Origin of the sequence: Rhizobium sp. H4 (assembly GCF_003013335.1) — a bacterium.
GTDB classification, from domain to species: Bacteria; Pseudomonadota; Alphaproteobacteria; order Rhizobiales; family Rhizobiaceae; genus Rhizobium; species Rhizobium sophoriradicis.
The window spans coordinates 22,730-40,323 of the sequence record NZ_PSOW01000023.1; the positions used below are offsets into that span (position 1 = coordinate 22,730).

Genomic DNA, 17,594 nt, shown 5'->3' on the forward strand with positions numbered 1-17,594 from the left:
CTATTTCTCCGTGAGAACGAGGCCCTGGACGAGATAGCGCTGCAGAAGCGCGATCATCGCCAGCGGGATGATTGAGACGACGATGGTGGCGGCCATGATCATCGGAAAATCCGGCACCGTCCCATCGGCATCGGGAACGAGCCGCGCCAGTCCGACGACGGCTGTCTGCATGTCCGATGTCGAGGCGGCGACGAGCGGCCAGAGATATTGCGTCCAGCCGCTGAGGAAGGTCAGCACGAAGAGTGCGGCGAAGCTGGTGCGCGACAGCGGCAGCAGGATGTCGAACAGGAAACGGATCGGCCCCGCCCCATCCATGCGCGCCGCCTTGAACAGATCCATCGGCAGGGTGAGGAAGAACTGGCGGAACAGGAAGGTGCCGGTGCCGTGGGCAACAAGCGGCGCGACGAGTCCGAGATGCGTGTCGAGCAGGTTCCATTCGAGCTTCACGGGCGCACCGAAATAATTGGCGATCAGCCCGTTCAGTCCTGTCATGTCGAGCAAGGCATTTACCGGCGAAAACACGTTCGACGCCACCTGATAGGTGGTGATGACGCGGATCTCGATCGGCAGCATGATGGTCGCGAGGATCAGCGCAAACACCACGCCCGCCCAGCGAACACGAAAATAGACGATGGCATAGGCCGACAGGAACGACAGCACGCAGGTGGCGATCGCATCGCCGAGGGCGACCGCCAGGCTGTTGAGCATCTGGATCGGGATGTGCGTTTCGGAAAAAACCCGCGCCATGTTGGAGAACAGCTGGTCGCCCGGGATCCACGCCAGCCCGTTGCGCAGCATATATTCATAGGATTGCGAGGCCGTGACGAGCGTCAGGTAGAGCGGCCCGAGAATATAGAGGATGCCGACGACGAGGATGAGGCTGGCGGCGATGTTGAGGGAACGCGCGTTTTCGATCATGGGTCACCGCTCGTAGTTGATGCGCCGGCCGAGGAAGAGGAACTGGGCGGCGGTGAGGAGAACGACGAAGACCATCAGGATCGCCGTCTGCGTCGAGGCGCCGGACAGGTCGTAGCCGGAAAAGCCGTCGGTATAGATCTTGTAGACGAGCAGCGTCGTCGAGCCGCCCGGCCCGCCCTTGGTGATCGTGTCGATCAGGGCGAAGGCCGAGGTGACGCTTTCGGTGAATTCCAGCACCAGCGTCAGGAAGAGCTGTGGCGCGATCAGCGGCAGCTGCACGTCGAGGATGCGCCGCCACGGCCCTGCCCCATCCATGGCGGCCGCCTGGTGCATGGTGCGCGGGATCGATTGCAGCCCGGCGAGCAGGATGACGAAATTGAACGGAATGCCGCCCCAGACATGGGCTGCTATCAGCGTGATGAAGGCGTCCGTGCCATCGATGCCAGGCGCCCAGATGCCTGGAAAGATGGAATTGAGCGGCGCAAGCACGCCGACGAACGGATTGAAAAGGAAGGCGAAGACGACGCCGATCGAGGCGCCCGCCACGCCCTTCGGCCAGACGAGAACGTTGCGGGCCGGCAGCGAGAGGCGGATCTTGCGATCGGCCGCGACTGCCAGGATCAGCGGGATCAGCACCGCCAGCGAGGAGCCGGTGATCATGAAGACGATGGTGCGCCAGCCGGCCTCCCAGAATTCCGGATCGGAGAGCACACGGACGAAATTCTCTGATCCGACGAACATCGAGCCGCCGCCGAAGGGGCGTTCGAGAAAGAACGACCAGTAGAAGGCCTGGAAGATCGGCGCATAGAAGAACAAGACGATCAGCAGCATGAACGGCGCCACCAGAAAAAGCGGCAGCCAGCGATGGCTGAAAAGCGAAGATTCCGACGTCATGGGAGGAGGCCCTGCATGGAAAGAACCGTGCGGGGCGCGCGGCTCCGCGCGTCCCGTACGGGGGAGTGTCCGGTCAGTGCAGCTTTGCGCCCTTGTAGGTCTGCTCGAAGCGGCGAAGCAGTTCGTCGCCGCGCTTCTTGGCGCTGTCGAGTGCTGCCTGCATGGTCTTCTCCCCGGCAAAGGCCTTCTGGGTCTCCTCCATGAAGATCTGTCGGAACTGGACATAGAAGCCGAGGCGGATGCCGCGCGTATCCGGCGTGCGCGGCTCGTTCATCGAACCGATGCCGAGGGCCGCGGTGGCATATTTCGGCGAACTGGCCTCCCCGCTCTTTTCGATCGCCTCCATCACATCATTGGTGACGGGCACGTAGCCGGTGGCCGCGGTAAAGGCCATCTGCTGCTCGGGACGGCGCAGGAAATCGAGAAAAGCCTTGGCGCCTTCGATTTCAGCCTTGTCATGACCCTTCATGATATAGATCGAGGCGCCGCCGACGAAGGTGTTGTGGCGCTCGTGGCCCTGATACATCGGCGCCAGGGAGACGGTCAGTTCAAACTTGCCTTCGAAGGCCTTGGCGGAGGCCGTATAGGAGCCCGAGGAATTTTCCATCATGGCGCATTCGCCGGCATTGAAGGCGGCGGTGAAATTGCCGGCCTTGGTATCGCTTCCGAGCTTCACCAGGCCTTCCTTGCGCCAGTCCACCAGGTTCTGCAGATGCTTGGCGGCGAAGGTGGTGTTGAAGACATATTCGGCGTCGAGGCCATCATAGCCGTTGTGCTTCGAGGCGATCGGCAGGCCGTGGCGGGCCGAGAACTGTTCGAGCACACGCCATGTGTCGCCATCGGTGGTGAAGGGGCAGGCATGGCCCGCGGCCTTCAGCTTGCGGGCGGCCTCGATGATCTCCTCCCACGTCTCAGGCGTCTTGGTGATGCCGGCTTTCTCCAGCTCGGTTCTGTTGGTGTAGAAGAGCAGCGTCGAGGCATTGTAGGGCTGGGCAAACAGCTTGCCGCCGGAGGTTTCGTAATAGGCGCGGGCGCCGGTTATGTAATTGTCCCATTTGACGTCGGGCAGTTCGTCCTGGACCGGCACGACGGCGTCCGACAGCATTAGGTCGAGCGTACCGGCGTCGAAGAACTGGATGAGGACGGGATGGTTCTTGGCGCGGAAGGCGGCAATCGCCTTCTGCATCGACACCTCGTAGCTGCCCTGCCCGACGCAGGTGATGTGATGCTCGGACTGCGCTGCATTGAAAGCAGCGCACTGATCCTGAATCGCCGTTTCGACGACACCGGTATTGCCGTACCAGAATTCGATATTGGCGGCCTGCCCCGCCGTCAGCGCGGCCGCAGCCGCCAGAATGGAAATCTTCATCTTGCCCTCGCCTGTTTGATCGGCCGGCTCACTGCCCGCCTTCGGTGATGGCGCATTACTACACACAGTGTGTAACAATTTGGTGACGGATCCTGGCTTGCGGCGACAACAGGCTGTTGCTATAGGCTCAAAGCACGAAATCACCGCTGGAGACGGGCCTGATTACTACACGCATATGGTAATTATCGACGACCGAGGTGTTGGATATGACCTATTTCCCGGAGCCGCTGATCGCCCCGCACTTCCTGCGCGAAGGCGGTGGAGTCGTTTCTCCCAACGAACGCGATCTCCTGAGGCTGATCTGGCGCAATCCCGGCCTCTCCCGCTCCGAAGTCACCGGCCACACCGACCTCACCCAGCAATCGGTCTATCGCATCATCGACCAACTGGAGGAACGCGGCATAGTCTCCTTCGGCTCGCCGAAGCCGGGCGCCGGCCGCGGCCAGCCGAGCCCGACGCTGCGGCTGGACGGCCGTTACGCCTACTCCTGCGGCATCTCGGTCAATACTGACGTGATCGGCATCTGCCTGATGGATCTGTCGGGCAAAGTGCTCGCCGAAAGCAGCATCACCCTGCGCGAGCGCTCGATGGCCCAGTCGCTCGATCTCGTGCTTGAGCAGATGACAGAGCACCAGAGGCAGAACGGGCTCTCCGACGAGGCATTCTTCGGCATCGGCTTCGGCATTGCCGGCTTCCACGTCAGCGGCACCCGCTACAACGCGCCCCTGCCGCTGCACGAATGGTCGCTGATCGAGCTCGGGCCGCTGCTGACGGACTTCTTCAAGAAGCCCGTCTGGGTCCATAATGGCGGAAAGGCGGGCACGGTCGCCGAATCCATGTTCGGCGCCGGCCGCTACATCAGGCACTTTGCCTATCTCAGCTTCAATTACGGCTTCGGCGGCGGCCTCGTCAGCAATGGCGAACTGCTGCATAGCGGCGTCGGCAATGCCGGCGAATTCTCCGGCATCTACGATGCCGAGGAAAGCAAGCGCCGGCCGGCCCTGCAATACCTGATCGAAAATCTCAACCGCAACGGCCTCGATATTCCGTCGATCACCTACATGCGCAAGCATTTCGACACAAAATGGCCGGGTGTTGCGGAATGGGTGGACAAGGTGACGCCGGCCTACAACCGCCTCATTAACGCGATCTGGGCCATCTTCGATCCGCAGGGAATCGTCTTCGGCGGCCAGATCCCGCCGGCGCTCGCGCAAATGCTGATCGATCGCACCGAGATCTTCGATCGCCCCCGCTACGGCGTCGGACGCCGCCACCCTAAGCTGATCATCTCCGAGATCGCAAGCGACGCCTCCGCCATGGGCGCCGCCATCGCGCCGTTCAAATCGGCGTTTTATTGATTCCGGCGGCTTATCAACGCGAGCGGAGACCGACTCCGGTAATTTCCTCCGTTTCCGCCTGGCGGCGTTACAGATTTTTTGCTCCGAGGCGGCGCAGGCAATTTTCGGCCGAATGGACCTGCGCTATGATCTGATTCCGGCGCAGCCCACGCCTCCCCCCTCCATCGGGAAAGCAGACGTCATGCGGGGCTACCTGACACCGAACCGACTGTTCGAGCACCTGGCATAAGGAGGGATTGCGAAAGCCGCTCGCAATAGGAGGTTTATGCATGAAGACGACTCAGCCCATTTATCACCTTAAGCGTAAGGCCAAGGCGCTGTCGCGCGCCGAGGATATACCGCTGCATCAGGCGCTCGACCGCGTAGCCAAGGACGAGGGTTATAGCCGCTGGAGCCTGCTCGCAGCAAAGGCATTGGAGACCTTGCCCGCCAGCGAGCTGTTTGCACACTTGCGGCCCGGCGACCTCCTGCTCGTCGGCGCCCGGCCCGGCCACGGCAAGACCCTGATGGGGCTTAAACTCGCGGTCGAGGCGATGAAATCAGGCCATCCCGGAGTGTTCTTCTCGCTGGAGTACACACGAGAGAATGTGGATGATCGCTTTCGCGCTATTGGTATCGACCGGGTCCAGTTCGATCACCTGTTTGAATTCGACGGCTCCGACGCTATCAGCGCCGACTACATAACCGCGAGACTGGCCTCCGCCCCGCGTGGCACTCTTGTGGTCGTCGATTACCTCCAGCTGCTCGACCAGAAGCGGGAAAACCCGGAACTCTCGGCCCAGGTCGGCACTCTGAAGGTCTTCGCGCGCCGACACGGCATGATCATGGTCTTCATCGCTCAGATCGACCGATCCTTCGAGGTGGCGCGAAAGCCCCTGCCCGACATAGGCGACATTAGGCTGCCAAACCCGCTTGACCTGCAGCTGTTTGACAAGGCGTGCTTTCTGAACAACGGAAAGATGGTCTTCGGCGCGGCGGTTTAGGGCACTGCGCTGCCCCGGTCGCAGGTCTCACGCCTGACCCGCGACCGGTTTTTGCGAGCGGACCAATTTGCGCATCTGGCGTGAGCGCCAGAGACGGACCTTGCTCCGCTGCACCCGTTTAACTTAGGGCAGGCATGAGCGGACACGATAACCCTTTCGAGTATTGTGGTCGATGTCGGCCAGCCGTAGCGCTTCCGCCGGGCGACGCCCCGACGATGAACCGGAGCGACCGAGGGAAAGGCTCGGAAACGGGCAGACGACAGCACCGATGCGCCGAGACTATCCGGTTCCGATTGTCTTCCCGCCTAAAACTGTGCCATGACCTGTCAACCCTAGACGCAACAGATCAAGGTGCGGCATCGACATGAAGAAGATCGGTTTCCTCTCGTTCGGGCACTGGACGCCCTCGCCGCAATCGCAGACGCGCTCGGCCGGAGATGCGCTGCTGCAGTCGATCGATCTTGCAGTCGCCGCTGAAGAGCTCGGCGCCGACGGGGCGTATTTTCGCGTGCACCACTTCGCCCGGCAGCTGGCTTCGCCCTTCCCGCTGCTGGCCGCCGTTGGTGCCAAGACCAACCGGATCGAGATCGGCACCGCCGTCATCGACATGCGCTACGAGAACCCGCTCTATATGGCCGAGGATGCCGGCGCCGCCGACCTCATCGCCGGCGGCCGGCTGCAGCTCGGCATCAGCCGCGGCTCGCCCGAGCAGGTGATCGATGGCTGGCGCCATTTCGGCTATGCGCCGCCGGAAGGCCAGGACGAGACCGAGATGGCGCGGCGCCACGCGGAAGTCTTTCTTGAAGTGCTGCGCGGTGAAGGTTTTGCCAAGCCGAACCCGCGGCCGATGTTTCCGAACCCGCCCGGTCTTTTGCGTCTCGAGCCGCATTCGGAGGGCCTTCGCGAGCGGATCTGGTGGGGCGCAAGCTCAAACGCCACCGCCGTCTGGGCCGCCAAGCTCGGCATGAACCTGCAGAGCTCGACGCTGAAGGACGATGAAACGGGAGAGCCCTTCCATGTTCAGCAAGCCGATCAGATCCGCGCCTATCGCGAGGCCTGGAAGGCAGCCGGCCATACGCGCCAGCCGCGCGTCTCCGTCAGCCGCAGCATCTTCGCGCTGGTGGATGAGCGCGACCGCGCCTATTTCGGCTATGGCGGTGACGAAGGCGACAAGATTGGCTTCATCGACGAGAAGACCCGGGCAATCTTCGGCCGCAGCTACGCCGCCGAACCAGACGTCCTGATCAAGCAGCTCGCCGAAGACGAGGCGATCGCCGAGGCCGACACGCTGCTGCTCACCGTGCCCAACCAGCTCGGCGTCGAATATAATGCCCATGTCATCGAAGCGATCCTGACCCACGTCGCACCGGCGCTCGGCTGGCGGTGAGGTTACGGTTGCTGTGATAGTGGCTTGGTGGACATGAGCAGCGAAGATGAGAGGGTGTGCAACCCGGCACACCCTCTCCTCGTCGCCTATGCACGATGATCCGGCCCAGCAACGCACATCTCCCATCCGCCCCATAAACCAAGCCTCGGGACCTTACTGCCGCTATAGGCGTTGATGGTGCAAACCTTGAATCGGCCGCAGGACTGACCGAATTAAGGCCTTAGCCCGAACCGGTCGAGTTGCCTCATGCCGCGCACGAACCTGAACGACATCCTGATCTTCATGGCCGTCGTCGATGCCGGGAGCTTCGTCGGCGGGGGGCAGACGATGGGGCTGTCGCGCTCGGCGGCGGGAAAGGCCGTTATTCGTCTGGAAGACCGGCTCGGCGCGCGCCTGCTCAATCGCACGACGAGAAGCCTGAGCCTGACCGAGGAAGGACGGCTGTTCTACGAGCGCGGGCTGCAGATCCTCGCCTCGGTCGACGAGGCCGAAGCGAGTGTCTCGGGCAAGAGCGGCGCGCCGCGCGGCGTGCTCCGCCTCACCGCTCCCGATGCCTTCGGCCGCCTCGTCGTGCTGCCGCTGCTCGAAAAATATCTCCGGGCCTGGCCGGACCTGCAGGCGGAAGTGAGCTTCACCGACCGCCTTGCCGACATCGTCGAGGAAGGCTTCGACCTGGCGATCCGGATCGGCGCGATCCCCTCGGCGTCAGACAGCCGGCTGGCTTCACGCGTGATCGCCAGCGAAACGGCGCGGCTCTGCGCCTCTCCCGCCTATCTCGCCGAGCACAGCGAACCGCATGATCTCGACGATCTCGCCGTCCATGACTGCCTGTTCTTTGCGAGCCGCAATCAAAGGCAGGGCTGGCGCTTTCGCGGCGAAGGCGGCGCCTGGGTCAAGGCGCAGGGCCGCAGCCGCCTGAGGCTCGACAGCGGCGAGGCGATCCGCGACGCGGCTCTCGCCGGCCTCGGCATCGCCCTCCTCCCCGACTTCCTCATCGCCGACGACCTCACCGCCGGCCGCCTCCGCCACATCCTGCCCCAACTCGAAACCGACGACGCCAGGATCGTGGCGCTCTATCCCGACAAGCGCCTGCTCGAACCCCGCGTGCGCGGCTTCATCGACCTGATGGTTGAGGAGCTCGGCCGCGGCTAGGAACTCCTTCAGGCAAGGTCCTGTCAAAGCCGCGAAAACTCTTCAGCGCCAGCGGCGCAAGCGTTGTCGCGAAATAGCCAACCCCCATCAGGAACAGTGCGGCGGCAAGGCCGAGCGTGCTGATCAGCGCACCGCCGGCGAGGCCGCCGAAGGGGATGAGGGCGAAGCAGAGGGCGGTGTTCAATGCGGTGACGCGGCCGGTCAGCGGCTTGGGGATGCGCTCGAAGATGACCGCCGACAGGATCGGGTTGAGGAAGCCCGACGCGAAGCCTGCGATGGCGAGCGTCGCAAAGACGAGGCCGATGGGCGCATCCAGCGCCGGAACGAGGAAGCGCGGAAAGCCGGTTAGGAGGAAGGCCACCGTATAGACCGTCAGGCGCGGCATGCGCTCGCCGATCGCCGCGGCAATCGCAGCACCTGCGATCGAGGCGCCGGCGAAGGCGGCAAACATCGCCCCGAGCAGTTCCGGACCATGGCCGGCATCCCGTGTCCAGACCGGCAGCAGCACGGCATGATAGGCCTGGTCGAAGAGATTAGTGGCCGCCACCATGGCGACAATGCTGACGAGCACGGCATCGCCCCGCAGAAATCGCCAACCCTCGCGGAGATCGTCGAAATAGGAGGCCGGTTCGGCCGGTGGAGTTTCAAGCGCGGGCGCGCGGCGCGTTCCGGGTATGCCCACAGCAACGATTAGTGCTGCGGCGGCGAAGGTGGCGGCATTAACGAGCAGCGCCTGGCCCGGGCCGATCAGCCCGATCAAAGCGCCGGCGCCGGCCGCGCCCGCCGTCGACGCCAGCCGCTCGATGGCGCTTGCGACGCCGGTCACCCTTTCGAGCGGCACGCCGGCGAGCGTGGCGATATCGGGAACCATTGCCTGCTTGGCCGCATCGGAGGGTCCGCGCAGCACGCCCATGGCAAAGACGAGCGGTAGCAGCACCGGCATGGCGAGCAGGCCGAAGATATCCAGAAGCGGCACCAGAGCGACCACGAGCACCGAAGCGGTGTCTGAGATGATGGCGATGCGCTTGGCGCCGGCGCGGTCGATCAGCGGTCCGCCGAGCGCCTTGGCGACGACATAGGGCAGCATTTCCATCATCGCCGTCAGCCCCGTCAGCACGGGGCTGCCCGTCGTGCTCAGCACCAGCCAGGGAATGGCGATGGTCGAAAGCCGCGTGCCGGAGAGCGAGAATGTCTCGGCAGCCGCGAGCGCCAGGAACGGCCGGCCCGGTCTCACGGCTCGCCCTCGCCTTCACGATGCGGCAAGCGGCCGGGGTAGGGAAAGGCGTGCAGCATGACATAGAAGGGAACCATGCCGGCTTCCTGCGACGCCGCCTCCCCCAGCCGTGGGGCCGCCTGCATCGCTTCCAGGATGACATCCCTCAGCCGTTTCGTCAGAGCCTCGGCCTGTGCCGCCGTCATCGGGATGATGATGTCTTCGGCAGCCGTCGCCTTGCGCCATTCGGGCGGCAGCTCGGCATATTCCTCCAGCGCCTGTTGCATCTGGCCGACTTGCAGCGAGAGTGCGGCCTGATTGAAGGCGATGTCGAGATCGAGCGCCTCCCCTTCGGATTCGCTCGCCGGCACCGAGGTCAGCTCGTGGCTGGCGCGCCACCAGCGGTCGCGCCGCGAGGCATGCGGCGCCTCCTCGATGAAGCCGTATTGGGCGAGCTGGCGCAGATGATAGCTCGTCGCGCCGCTGTTCAGGCCGAGCCGCGCGGCAAGCTGCGTCGCCGTGGCGGGACCATCGATCCGGAGCATGCCGAGCATGCGCAGCCGCACAGGATGCGCCAGCGCCTTCAGCGCGGTGGGCTCGGGCACGACCCGGCTGACGGTGCGGGCATCTGCGGCAGGTTTAGGGTGCGGATGTTTCATCCCCAAAGCATACAATCGCACACATATCTTTGCAAAGTTTTCTTTGCAAAATACCTGACGGCTGTGGAAGGCGCTCGAAAACCGCCTTCCGATCTAGCCAAGCATGACAACGCATCCTAAGACCATCACCGTGATCGGCATGATGCGAGGGGCAAGAGGATGGCTGAGGAAGCGCAGAAAAACATCGGCACGTGGTATATCGATCCAGATGCCGAAGACAGGATGGCCGATGGACATGCGCCCATCTGGCGCCACTTGATCGACCTCATCCTCGAGCGCGACCTGACCGACAAGAGCGTGCTCGATTTCGGCTGCAATCAGGGCGGCCTGCTGCGCCATCTCTATGCGATCCGCCCCTTCCGCAAGGCGCTCGGCATCGACATTGCCGAAACCTCGATCGCCAAGGCCGAAACCTTGAAGGGCAATCTGCCGATCCAGCATCAGGTCGGCGGCAGGCTCGACGGCTGGAGCGAAGAATTCGATCTCGCCCTCAGCCATGAGGTCATCTACCTCGTTCCCGATATCGACGCACACGCCACCGACATCTGGCGGGCGCTAAAATCCGGCGGCGTCTACTATGCAGTAACGGGATGCCATACGGATAACCCGCTCTGGCCGAAATGGCGCGAGCTCGTCGCCAACCGCACCAACACCGCCGTCCAGGACCGGTCGATCACCGATTACGGCCGCGCCTTCGAAAAGGCGGGCTTCGACGTCTCCGCCCGCAAGCTCGAATATGACGGCTTCATTCCCTTCGTCGCAGACGGCTGGACGCCTGATTTCGCCGATGCGCTGAACTACTACACCCAGACGAAGATCGTCTTCAGGCTGGTGAAGCGCTAAGCTCGCTGAAGCCGCATCAGCTCGACATCGAAATGCGGCGGGCTGTCGGGCGCGACCTGGACGAAGCGGCCCCTGACGCGGAAGATTTCCTGGATCAGCCCGCGTTCGGCAAGCTCGCGCGGCGCGCCGTCGAATCTGAGCTCGCCTTTTTCGAGCAGCGAGATGCGGTCGCTGACGGCGATGGCCTGGTTGATGTCATGGAGGCTCAGCCGGTGCACGAGGTCGAGCACCTCCACCTGGTAGCCGATATCGAGGAAGGAGGTCGGCTCGTCGAGCAGCAGGATCTCCGCTTCCTGGGCGAGAGCGGCCGATATCCAGGCCCTTTGCCGCTCGCCGCCGGAGAGTTCCCGAAGGCTGCGGTCGGCAAGCCCGGACAAGCCGGTGCTTTCGAGCGCCCATTCGATCGCGTCTTCGTCACGGCTGTCATAGGAGCGGAACAGACCGACATGCGGATAGCGGCCCTGGCGCACGAGCTGGGCGACGGTCATTTCATCAGGCGCGGTCGGCTGCTGCGGCAGGAAGGCAAGCCTCTTCGCCACCATGCGGCGTGACATCGAGGCGACGGCAACGCCGCCGAGCGACGCCCGGCCCCCGGCCGGCCGGATCAGCCCGGCCAGCGCATGCAGCGCCGTGCTCTTGCCCGAGCCGTTCGGGCCGATCAGCGCCCGGATTTCGCCCTTCTCGAGCGAAAGACTGAAGCCGTTAAGGGCCTTTCGCTGGCCGTACATCACCGAGAGGTCGGAACAGGACAATGGCATTTCGGCCTCACATGGTTTTGCGCAGCAGCGCGAGCAAGAGCGGTACGCCGAAGACGGCCGTGACCACGCCGATCGGGATTTCCTCGGCTTGGCCGAGCAGCCGGCCGATGAGATCGCCAAGCGTGACGATGACGGCGCCGAGCACGATCGTCAGAACAAGCGACAGCAAGAAATTCCGCCCCGCCAGGAAACGGGCGAGATGCGGCACGACGAGACCGATGAAAACAACAGGGCCGACCGCGCCGACCGCACTCGCCGCAAGCGCAGAAGATGCGATCAGCACGATTGAGAACTGTCTCTTATAGCCGAGCCCGAAAGAGCGGGCGACGGATGCATCGAACTGCAGCAGCGTCAAGGGGCGGTAGATGACCGGCAGCATGGCGAGCCCGGCGATGGTGAAGGGCAGCAGGAAGAGTGCGTGATCCCAGCTGCGGGCGTAAAGGCTGCCCGACAGCCATTCGAGGATGATCTCGATGCGGGCCGATCCCCAGCCGGCGATGAGGCCGATCGCCACCGCATGGAGAACCGCCCCGACCGCCACGCCGCAGAGCGTAATGCGCAGCGCGCTGAGGCCGAGGCGAAAAGCCAGGAGATAGATGATGCCGCCCGCAAGCAGGCCGCCGGCAAGCCCCGCGGCCGGCAGCCATGCTACCGGCAGCTCGGCAAGGGTGTTCGAGCCCGGCTCGAAGATATAGACGGTGAAGAGCAGGAAGATCGTCACCGACAGCGTCGCCCCTTGCGACACGCCCATCAGCGACGGATCGGCCAGCGGATTGCGGGTGATGGTCTGCAGCAGATATCCCGCCAGCGAAAAATGAATGCCGGCCAGAATGCCGGTGGCGATGCGCGGCAGCCGGATATCGAGAATGATCAGCCGCGCTTCCGCCGAGCCGCCGCCGGTCAAAACGGCCGCGACATCGGCCATCGGAATATCGGCAACGCCGAGGAAGATCGCCGCCGCCAGCGACAGGACCGTCAGGATGGCCAGTGCGGCGGACATGCCGAGGCCTGGCGAAGCAGCCGTCGTCGATGCCGGGGCGCTCATCGTGCTTCACCTGCAAGGCTCAGCCGCCCGCGCTGGACGAGATAGATGAAAACAGGACCGCCAAGCAGCGCGGTGACGATGCCGACCGGCAGCTCACGCGGAATGGCGATGCTGCGCGCCAAGACGTCGGCGACGGTGACGATCAGCGCGCCGAGGGCAGCGCTGAGCCCAATCTCCCATCCGGTGTCGCGCGGCTTGAGCAGCCGGGCGATGTGAGGAGCGGCCAGCCCGACGAAGGCGACCGGTCCGGCGACCGGCGCGACGCCAGCGACCGGAAGAACGGCGAGAATGAGGATGAGGGGCTTCCACAGGCCGAGCTGCAGGCCCATGCCGGCCGCCGCATGATCGCTCAGCATGAACATGGCGATGACGCGCCGCAGCAGCAGCGCGCCGGCGACGCCGGCGATCGTCCAGGGCAGCATGTAGAAGAGATGCGACCAGGTGCGCCCCTGGAAGCCGCCGGCAAGCCAGAAGAGCAGCGATGCCGATTGCGGCCCCGTCAAAAGCAGCACATAGGTGGTGATCGCACCCAGGAAGAGCGAGACGCTGACACCGCCGAGCGCAAGCTGCAGCGGCCGCCCCTGCCCGCCATGCGACACCCAGAACGTCACCGAGGCTGCTGCAAGCCCGCCGGCAAGGCCGATGAAGGGATAATAGGCCGGCGAAAGCCACGGCAGGAAGACGAAACAGCAGACGATCGGCGCGACCGCCCCCGATGTGACGCCGGTGATGCCGGGATCGGCCAACGGATTGCGGGTCAGCGTCTGCAGCACATAGCCGGAAACGGCAAGGCCCGCCCCGCCGGCAGCCGCGGTCAGGCTGCGCGGCAGCCGCAGCGTCCAGACGAGGATGGATTCGATCTTGCCGTCCGGCGCCAGGAGCACGCGGATGGCGGTCTCGGCCGACAGCGTCTTGGCGCCGATCAGCAAGCCAAGCAACACCGCCAACATTGTCGCGATGCCGATGAGCCCGATGGCCAGGAATGATTGCCGGGGGCTCATCGCCGGTCTTGTCCCTGGCTTAGTTCTGCAGTTCGGCCGGGATCAGCTTGGCAGCTTCCGCCTTGACGTCGACGGCCGGGAAAGTGTCGGGATAGAGGTAGTGCGCGGCCTCGCGCAGTACGATTTCGCGGGCGATCGGACCGTTGGTCTCGACCCACTGGTCGCCGACATAGAAGACCCGGTTGTTCTTGACCGCCGACAGCTGCGACCAGATCGGATTGCTCTCATGCGGACGATCCGGGCCGGAATCGTAGACGAAGATGACCTCCGGGTCCTTCTCCAGCATCGTTTCCAGGCTGAGGTCGATGCCGAACTCGCCGCCCGGGGTCTTCGGGCCGGGAATATTGTCGCCGCCGATCGCAGCGACGATCGAGGCCGAGGTGTTTTCCGTGTGGAAGGCGAAAGGTGTCGCACCGCCCCACATGATCAGGAAGCGCGGATGCTTGTCTTTCGGCGCCTTGGCGGCGAACTCCGCCAGATGCTTACGGAAATCGGCGTTCAGCTGCTCGCCGCGCTCCGGCTTGCCGAGCAGCTTGGAAAGTGCTGCGGTCTCGCTGTAGCTCTCTTCGAGCAGCTCCATATTATAGGCAACGTAAGGCGCGATGTTCTGCAGCTGCGCTGCATTGCCGACCGTATAGCGGCGGATCGCAATGATCAGATCCGGCTTGGCTTCGGAAAGTAGCTCGAGATTGGGCTTGGCGCGCTGGCCGATCTGCTTCATCCCTGAGGTCAGGCCGAGCAGGAAAGCGGGCTCGCGGCCAGCCGTCATATAGGTGCTGGCGACCGGCTTGATGCCGAGCGCGAGCGCAACGTCATCGGCGAAATAAGAAATCGAGGCAATACGTTTCGGCTGCGCCGGGACTTCGACAGTCACGCCGCGATCATCGACGATCGAGACTTTCTTGCCGTCTTCGGCCTGAGCGCCACCGGCCATCAGCATTGCCGACAGTCCCAGGACGGAAAAAAATTTGCGTGCGTATTGATCCATGTTTGAACCCCCTCATTCGATGTGCGGACAGGCTTTAGCCAAAAAAGAGGAGCTTCACAATCATGATTCTTGCCTGCGCTTCGCGAACGATAAAAGTCGCGGCCGGAAGCCCCCGCGTCTGCGGCGCCTTCCGGCAGCACCGCCCTCGGGCTCAATCCTCCGGCAGGGTGAAGACCGCACAAGGATCGGCGATGCCACGCAAAGCGTGCTCTCCGAGGGGCACGAGCGGCGCCGACGTGTTCGCCGCCACCGCCCCCGAGATCAGCACGCTGCGGCCGAGCGGCTTGCAGAGCCCTTCGAGCCGGCTGACAAGATTGACGGCGGGGCCGATGGCGGTGAAATCCAGCCGGTCCGCCGCGCCGATATTGCCCCACAGGATTTCGCCGAAATGCAGCGCGGCCCCGAAGGGCAGCGGCGCTAGGCCCTGCGCCCGGCGTACCTGGTCGAGATGGGCCATGCCGGCGCGGCTGGCGGCGATGGCCCTCAGCGCCGCCTCGCAGGCGTCACGGTCTCCCTGGGCCTTGCCTGGCGCAGCCGCGACCGGGAAGATCGCCAGCACGCCGTCGCCGATGAATTTCAGCACCTCGCCGCCGAAGGCGTGTACGGCGCCGGCGACGCGGTCGAACCAGGCATCGAGCGTCGCGATCATCGCGTGCGGCTCCGTCACCTCCGAGAGTGCGGTGAAGTCGCGCAGGTCGGCGCAGAGAAGCGCCGCGCGAATGGTCTCCCCGGTGCCCCGGGCAAGCGCCCCGGCCTGTACCCGCGCGGCACTGCGCCGGCCGAGATAGGCTTCGAGCAGGGCAGCCCGCGCCTCCCGCGCCGCGAGTGCCGCAAGCGGCGCAGCGGCAAAGCGCGCCACCTCGCGCAGACGATCCGCGTCGGCCGGGTCAAAGGCGTCCCTCCCGGCCCCATTGGCGATACCCGCCCAGCCGAGCAGCGGGCTCTCCGGCGAGGTTCCAATCCCGTCCTCCCATACCGGCCCGAGCCCGGCCAGCCACTCGCGCCCGGCCTCGACCGGCGGGGCCACCGCGAAGGCCAGCGCCTCGATAACGGCTCCGGTCTCCGCCCGCCAAAGCCAGGTGCGCCGGGCGATGATCGGATGCGGCACTGAAAGTGTCAGCGCGCCGCCGGCAAGCGGCAAGCCGTCGCAAAGCAGCCGGCGCCCGAGTTCGGCGAGGAACCGTTCGGGAGCGGGCGAGGCAGCGGCCTCGTCAACCAGCCAGGCAACGAAGGAAGGCAGATCCATGACTTAGGATGACATCGCCGGCAGACCTCCGCAAGCCGACGCTTCCGCGCCCGCTCTCCCCTCGGGCTTCATGCAACAACAACACTGTCAAACATCACACCGGTGGAAAACAGAAAAATAACACTTTAAACTTGCGCGGCTCTGATTCCATTGTAGTGTCGGGTCATCCGCGATTGAGGGGTTGCGATGGGCACGACATTCTGGCCGAAAGATCCGCTGGACGGAAACGACATGACGTTGTTGACGTCGATCCTGCGGCGCTGGTGCGCGCGCTATGGAATCGAGTTTACGGCGGACGAAAGCCGTCTGAAAGCGAAGGAACTCGTCGAGTGGTTTGAGTTCGGCGTCAAGGATCCGGCCGAACTCGAGGAACTGATCGACGGCAAGTACTGGCTCGTCAGCCGGATCTGACCTGAGCGCAATGACAGTTTCCAAAAGAAAAGGCCGGGCGAAACATCGCGCCGGCCTCGCCCGTCAGCCTCATGCAGAGGCTTTTAGTAGTCGTCCCGCCAGCGGCGTTCGCGATCCCAGCGGCGTTCATGGCGCCACCGCGGGCCATCCCAGTCGCGGTGGCGGCGCTCCCAACCCCAGCGAGGTGGACCACCATAGAAAGCCACCGGCGGCGGGCGTCGCCAGTTGCGGCGGCATTCGCCCCAGCGGGTCAGGTGCCAGCCGCGGCCGCAGGCGTAGTCGACCTTGGTGACGTCGCTTGTGACCTTGCTCTCGACATTGATTGTCCCCATCGGCATCGCCTGCGCAGAGCCGATCGAAAGGCTGCCAGCGAGCAAGGCAGCCGCGATAGATAGTGCCTTCATCGAAAACTCCATTTCATCCAGCCGTACCCACTTTAGGGCCGCCAAATTGAACTGGAGATGAACCGGGCATTCATGTTTGCAGGTGACAAAACCTTGCTTTTTGACGGTCGGCCGGAGCGCCGGCCGGGCGTTTTTCCCGCAGCGGCAAGCGCTTGAGAAGCGTCACACGCCCGCGAAAAATCGTTCATGTCCTGCCATAAAAAGGATCCGGCCCCGGATCGCGCCCGGCGGCGACCGCGGTGAGCCGCCCGAGATAATGCTCCCAGCCCTCGGCATGGCCGGCGCACTGCTCCTCGCTCGGCAGGCCGCTATGGGTGAGTCGGAGTAACGTCCCATCCGGCTGCTCGATCAGGTCGATCTCGACCAGGCTGGAGCCCGGCGGCACGACCTCGCTGCCATCCCATCCGAAGCTATAGGCAAGCCGATGCACCGGCACGACCTCGCGAAACGAGCCTCGCGCAAAGCGGGCGCCGGTGACGTTGACGAGATAAAGACCGCCCGGCTCCGGCTCGATCTCGGCCTCCGTTCCCATCCAGCGCAAAATCTTCTCCGGATCGGTCATCAGCGCAAACACCGCAGCCGGCGGCGCCGCAATATGCGCCTCACGGCGCACGACAAAAGACTCTGGCATGCCTCCCTCCCATGATGGTCACGGCCTGCCCCGCCTCATGCGGGACGGGGCGTCATGCTGCTTCGGCGTGAATGTGCTCCGGAGGGATGTAGGCGCGAGTGCACGCACAGCAAGGGCGATGGAAGCCGCTCCTCGCATCGTCGGCACCGCTGCCGCTACTAAACCGTTGCAACGCCACTCGTCATGGTGCCCTTCGCTTCCGCTCCGTGCATTCGCGGCTCAGCCGCTCACCCCCTCATCTGCCTGCCGGCATCTTCTCCCCGCCGGGGAGAAGCGTCTCGCTCCTTTGAAACGTTCGCTATGGGAATGACGACCCGTGCGGCTTGCTCCCCCT

The 17,594-nt window shown here is 64.3% G+C and carries 18 protein-coding genes; 6 read left to right on the plus strand and 12 right to left on the minus strand.

Features of this window, described 5'->3' with window-relative positions:
* The 3 genes from C4N04_RS27930 to C4N04_RS27940 all read right to left on the minus strand — a co-directional run bounded on the left by C4N04_RS27930 (position 1) and on the right by C4N04_RS27940 (position 3,181).
* Positions 1–918 (minus strand): ABC transporter permease subunit, encoded by a 918-nt coding sequence (locus C4N04_RS27930; protein WP_106797529.1) that lies wholly within the window; start codon positions 916–918, stop codon positions 1–3.
* A 3-nt stretch (positions 919–921) separates the two neighbouring features.
* On the minus strand, positions 922–1,812 hold the full coding sequence (locus tag C4N04_RS27935; protein ID WP_106797530.1) for a sugar ABC transporter permease: 891 nt from the start codon (positions 1,810–1,812) through the stop codon (positions 922–924).
* 73 nt (positions 1,813–1,885) lie between these two features.
* Positions 1,886–3,181, minus strand: a complete 1,296-nt coding sequence (locus C4N04_RS27940; RefSeq protein ID WP_106797531.1) for an extracellular solute-binding protein — start codon at positions 3,179–3,181, stop codon at positions 1,886–1,888.
* A gap of 206 nt (positions 3,182–3,387) precedes the next feature.
* Here C4N04_RS27940 and C4N04_RS27945 point away from each other — a divergent pair, with 206 nt between their 5' ends.
* The 4 genes from C4N04_RS27945 (at position 3,388) to C4N04_RS27960 (ending at position 8,061) form a co-directional block, all read left to right on the plus strand.
* The gene (locus tag C4N04_RS27945) at positions 3,388–4,539 is read left to right on the plus strand and encodes an ROK family transcriptional regulator (RefSeq protein WP_106797532.1); all 1,152 of its coding nucleotides are present in this window, start codon (positions 3,388–3,390) and stop codon (positions 4,537–4,539) included.
* A 269-nt stretch (positions 4,540–4,808) separates the two neighbouring features.
* Positions 4,809–5,522 carry a DNA helicase gene (locus C4N04_RS27950; protein WP_106797533.1) on the plus strand — a complete coding sequence of 238 codons (714 nt, stop codon included), beginning with the start codon at positions 4,809–4,811 and terminating at the stop codon, positions 5,520–5,522.
* A 364-nt stretch (positions 5,523–5,886) separates the two neighbouring features.
* The gene (locus C4N04_RS27955) at positions 5,887–6,909 is read left to right on the plus strand and encodes an LLM class flavin-dependent oxidoreductase (RefSeq protein WP_086156258.1); all 1,023 of its coding nucleotides are present in this window, start codon (positions 5,887–5,889) and stop codon (positions 6,907–6,909) included.
* Positions 6,910–7,155: 246 nt separating this feature from the next.
* Positions 7,156–8,061, plus strand: a complete 906-nt coding sequence (locus C4N04_RS27960) for a LysR family transcriptional regulator (protein WP_077992868.1) — start codon at positions 7,156–7,158, stop codon at positions 8,059–8,061.
* On the opposite strand, the gene C4N04_RS27965 is transcribed toward C4N04_RS27960, so the two are convergent.
* Positions 8,024–9,295 carry an MFS transporter gene (locus tag C4N04_RS27965; RefSeq protein ID WP_106797534.1) on the minus strand — a complete coding sequence of 424 codons (1,272 nt, stop codon included), beginning with the start codon at positions 9,293–9,295 and terminating at the stop codon, positions 8,024–8,026. The two genes, C4N04_RS27960 and C4N04_RS27965, sit on opposite strands and share 38 nt — an antisense overlap.
* Positions 9,292–9,933: a helix-turn-helix domain-containing protein gene (locus C4N04_RS27970; RefSeq protein WP_106797535.1), complete on the minus strand. Its 642-nt coding sequence runs from the start codon at positions 9,931–9,933 to the stop codon at positions 9,292–9,294. Before C4N04_RS27970 ends, C4N04_RS27965 begins: the two co-directional genes overlap by 4 nt.
* Before the next feature lie 159 nt (positions 9,934–10,092).
* Here C4N04_RS27970 and C4N04_RS27975 point away from each other — a divergent pair, with 159 nt between their 5' ends.
* A complete protein-coding gene (locus C4N04_RS27975) occupies positions 10,093–10,776 on the plus strand; it encodes a class I SAM-dependent methyltransferase (protein ID WP_106797536.1) in 684 nt (227 codons plus the stop codon).
* Here the strand turns inward: C4N04_RS27975 and C4N04_RS27980 are convergent.
* The 5 genes from C4N04_RS27980 to C4N04_RS28000 form a co-directional block, all read right to left on the minus strand.
* The gene (locus C4N04_RS27980; protein ID WP_106797537.1) at positions 10,773–11,534 is read right to left on the minus strand and encodes an ABC transporter ATP-binding protein; all 762 of its coding nucleotides are present in this window, start codon (positions 11,532–11,534) and stop codon (positions 10,773–10,775) included. The genes C4N04_RS27975 and C4N04_RS27980 overlap by 4 nt on opposite strands.
* Before the next feature lie 7 nt (positions 11,535–11,541).
* Complete coding sequence (locus C4N04_RS27985; protein ID WP_096770988.1) at positions 11,542–12,534, minus strand: iron ABC transporter permease; 993 nt, start codon at positions 12,532–12,534, stop codon at positions 11,542–11,544.
* Positions 12,535–12,575: 41 nt separating this feature from the next.
* Complete coding sequence (locus tag C4N04_RS27990; protein WP_106797538.1) at positions 12,576–13,580, minus strand: iron ABC transporter permease; 1,005 nt, start codon at positions 13,578–13,580, stop codon at positions 12,576–12,578.
* A 19-nt stretch (positions 13,581–13,599) separates the two neighbouring features.
* Complete coding sequence (locus C4N04_RS27995) at positions 13,600–14,568, minus strand: ABC transporter substrate-binding protein (RefSeq protein ID WP_096770975.1); 969 nt, start codon at positions 14,566–14,568, stop codon at positions 13,600–13,602.
* A gap of 151 nt (positions 14,569–14,719) precedes the next feature.
* Positions 14,720–15,814: an adenylate/guanylate cyclase domain-containing protein gene (locus C4N04_RS28000; RefSeq protein WP_106797539.1), complete on the minus strand. Its 1,095-nt coding sequence runs from the start codon at positions 15,812–15,814 to the stop codon at positions 14,720–14,722.
* 186 nt (positions 15,815–16,000) lie between these two features.
* Here C4N04_RS28000 and C4N04_RS28005 point away from each other — a divergent pair, with 186 nt between their 5' ends.
* Complete coding sequence (locus tag C4N04_RS28005; RefSeq protein WP_038689797.1) at positions 16,001–16,225, plus strand: hypothetical protein; 225 nt, start codon at positions 16,001–16,003, stop codon at positions 16,223–16,225.
* An 83-nt stretch (positions 16,226–16,308) separates the two neighbouring features.
* On the opposite strand, the gene C4N04_RS28010 is transcribed toward C4N04_RS28005, so the two are convergent.
* Positions 16,309–16,629: a hypothetical protein gene (locus C4N04_RS28010; protein WP_064682750.1), complete on the minus strand. Its 321-nt coding sequence runs from the start codon at positions 16,627–16,629 to the stop codon at positions 16,309–16,311.
* Between the two features lie 184 nt (positions 16,630–16,813).
* Complete coding sequence (locus C4N04_RS28015; protein WP_038689798.1) at positions 16,814–17,260, minus strand: SRPBCC family protein; 447 nt, start codon at positions 17,258–17,260, stop codon at positions 16,814–16,816.
* Positions 17,261–17,594: the final 334 nt, after the last annotated feature.

What these genes read in the sequence shown, in the direction of transcription:
- C4N04_RS27970 (WP_106797535.1), bottom strand. Translation starts at nt 9,933, where the DNA reads ATGAAACATCCGCACCCTAAACCTGCCGCAGATGCCCGCACCGTCAGC.
- C4N04_RS27960 (WP_077992868.1), top strand. Translation starts at nt 7,156, where the DNA reads ATGCCGCGCACGAACCTGAACGACATCCTGATCTTCATGGCCGTCGTC.
- C4N04_RS27995 (WP_096770975.1), bottom strand. Translation starts at nt 14,568, where the DNA reads ATGGATCAATACGCACGCAAATTTTTTTCCGTCCTGGGACTGTCGGCA.
- C4N04_RS27985 (WP_096770988.1), bottom strand. Translation starts at nt 12,534, where the DNA reads ATGTCCGCCGCACTGGCCATCCTGACGGTCCTGTCGCTGGCGGCGGCG.
- C4N04_RS27990 (WP_106797538.1), bottom strand. Translation starts at nt 13,580, where the DNA reads ATGAGCCCCCGGCAATCATTCCTGGCCATCGGGCTCATCGGCATCGCG.
- C4N04_RS27980 (WP_106797537.1), bottom strand. Translation starts at nt 11,534, where the DNA reads ATGCCATTGTCCTGTTCCGACCTCTCGGTGATGTACGGCCAGCGAAAG.
- C4N04_RS28010 (WP_064682750.1), bottom strand. Translation starts at nt 16,629, where the DNA reads ATGAAGGCACTATCTATCGCGGCTGCCTTGCTCGCTGGCAGCCTTTCG.
- C4N04_RS28000 (WP_106797539.1), bottom strand. Translation starts at nt 15,814, where the DNA reads ATGGATCTGCCTTCCTTCGTTGCCTGGCTGGTTGACGAGGCCGCTGCC.
- C4N04_RS28015 (WP_038689798.1), bottom strand. Translation starts at nt 17,260, where the DNA reads ATGCCAGAGTCTTTTGTCGTGCGCCGTGAGGCGCATATTGCGGCGCCG.
- C4N04_RS27930 (WP_106797529.1), bottom strand. Translation starts at nt 918, where the DNA reads ATGATCGAAAACGCGCGTTCCCTCAACATCGCCGCCAGCCTCATCCTC.
- C4N04_RS27935 (WP_106797530.1), bottom strand. Translation starts at nt 1,812, where the DNA reads ATGACGTCGGAATCTTCGCTTTTCAGCCATCGCTGGCTGCCGCTTTTT.
- C4N04_RS27940 (WP_106797531.1), bottom strand. Translation starts at nt 3,181, where the DNA reads ATGAAGATTTCCATTCTGGCGGCTGCGGCCGCGCTGACGGCGGGGCAG.
- C4N04_RS28005 (WP_038689797.1), top strand. Translation starts at nt 16,001, where the DNA reads ATGGGCACGACATTCTGGCCGAAAGATCCGCTGGACGGAAACGACATG.
- C4N04_RS27945 (WP_106797532.1), top strand. Translation starts at nt 3,388, where the DNA reads ATGACCTATTTCCCGGAGCCGCTGATCGCCCCGCACTTCCTGCGCGAA.
- C4N04_RS27975 (WP_106797536.1), top strand. Translation starts at nt 10,093, where the DNA reads ATGGCTGAGGAAGCGCAGAAAAACATCGGCACGTGGTATATCGATCCA.
- C4N04_RS27955 (WP_086156258.1), top strand. Translation starts at nt 5,887, where the DNA reads ATGAAGAAGATCGGTTTCCTCTCGTTCGGGCACTGGACGCCCTCGCCG.
- C4N04_RS27950 (WP_106797533.1), top strand. Translation starts at nt 4,809, where the DNA reads ATGAAGACGACTCAGCCCATTTATCACCTTAAGCGTAAGGCCAAGGCG.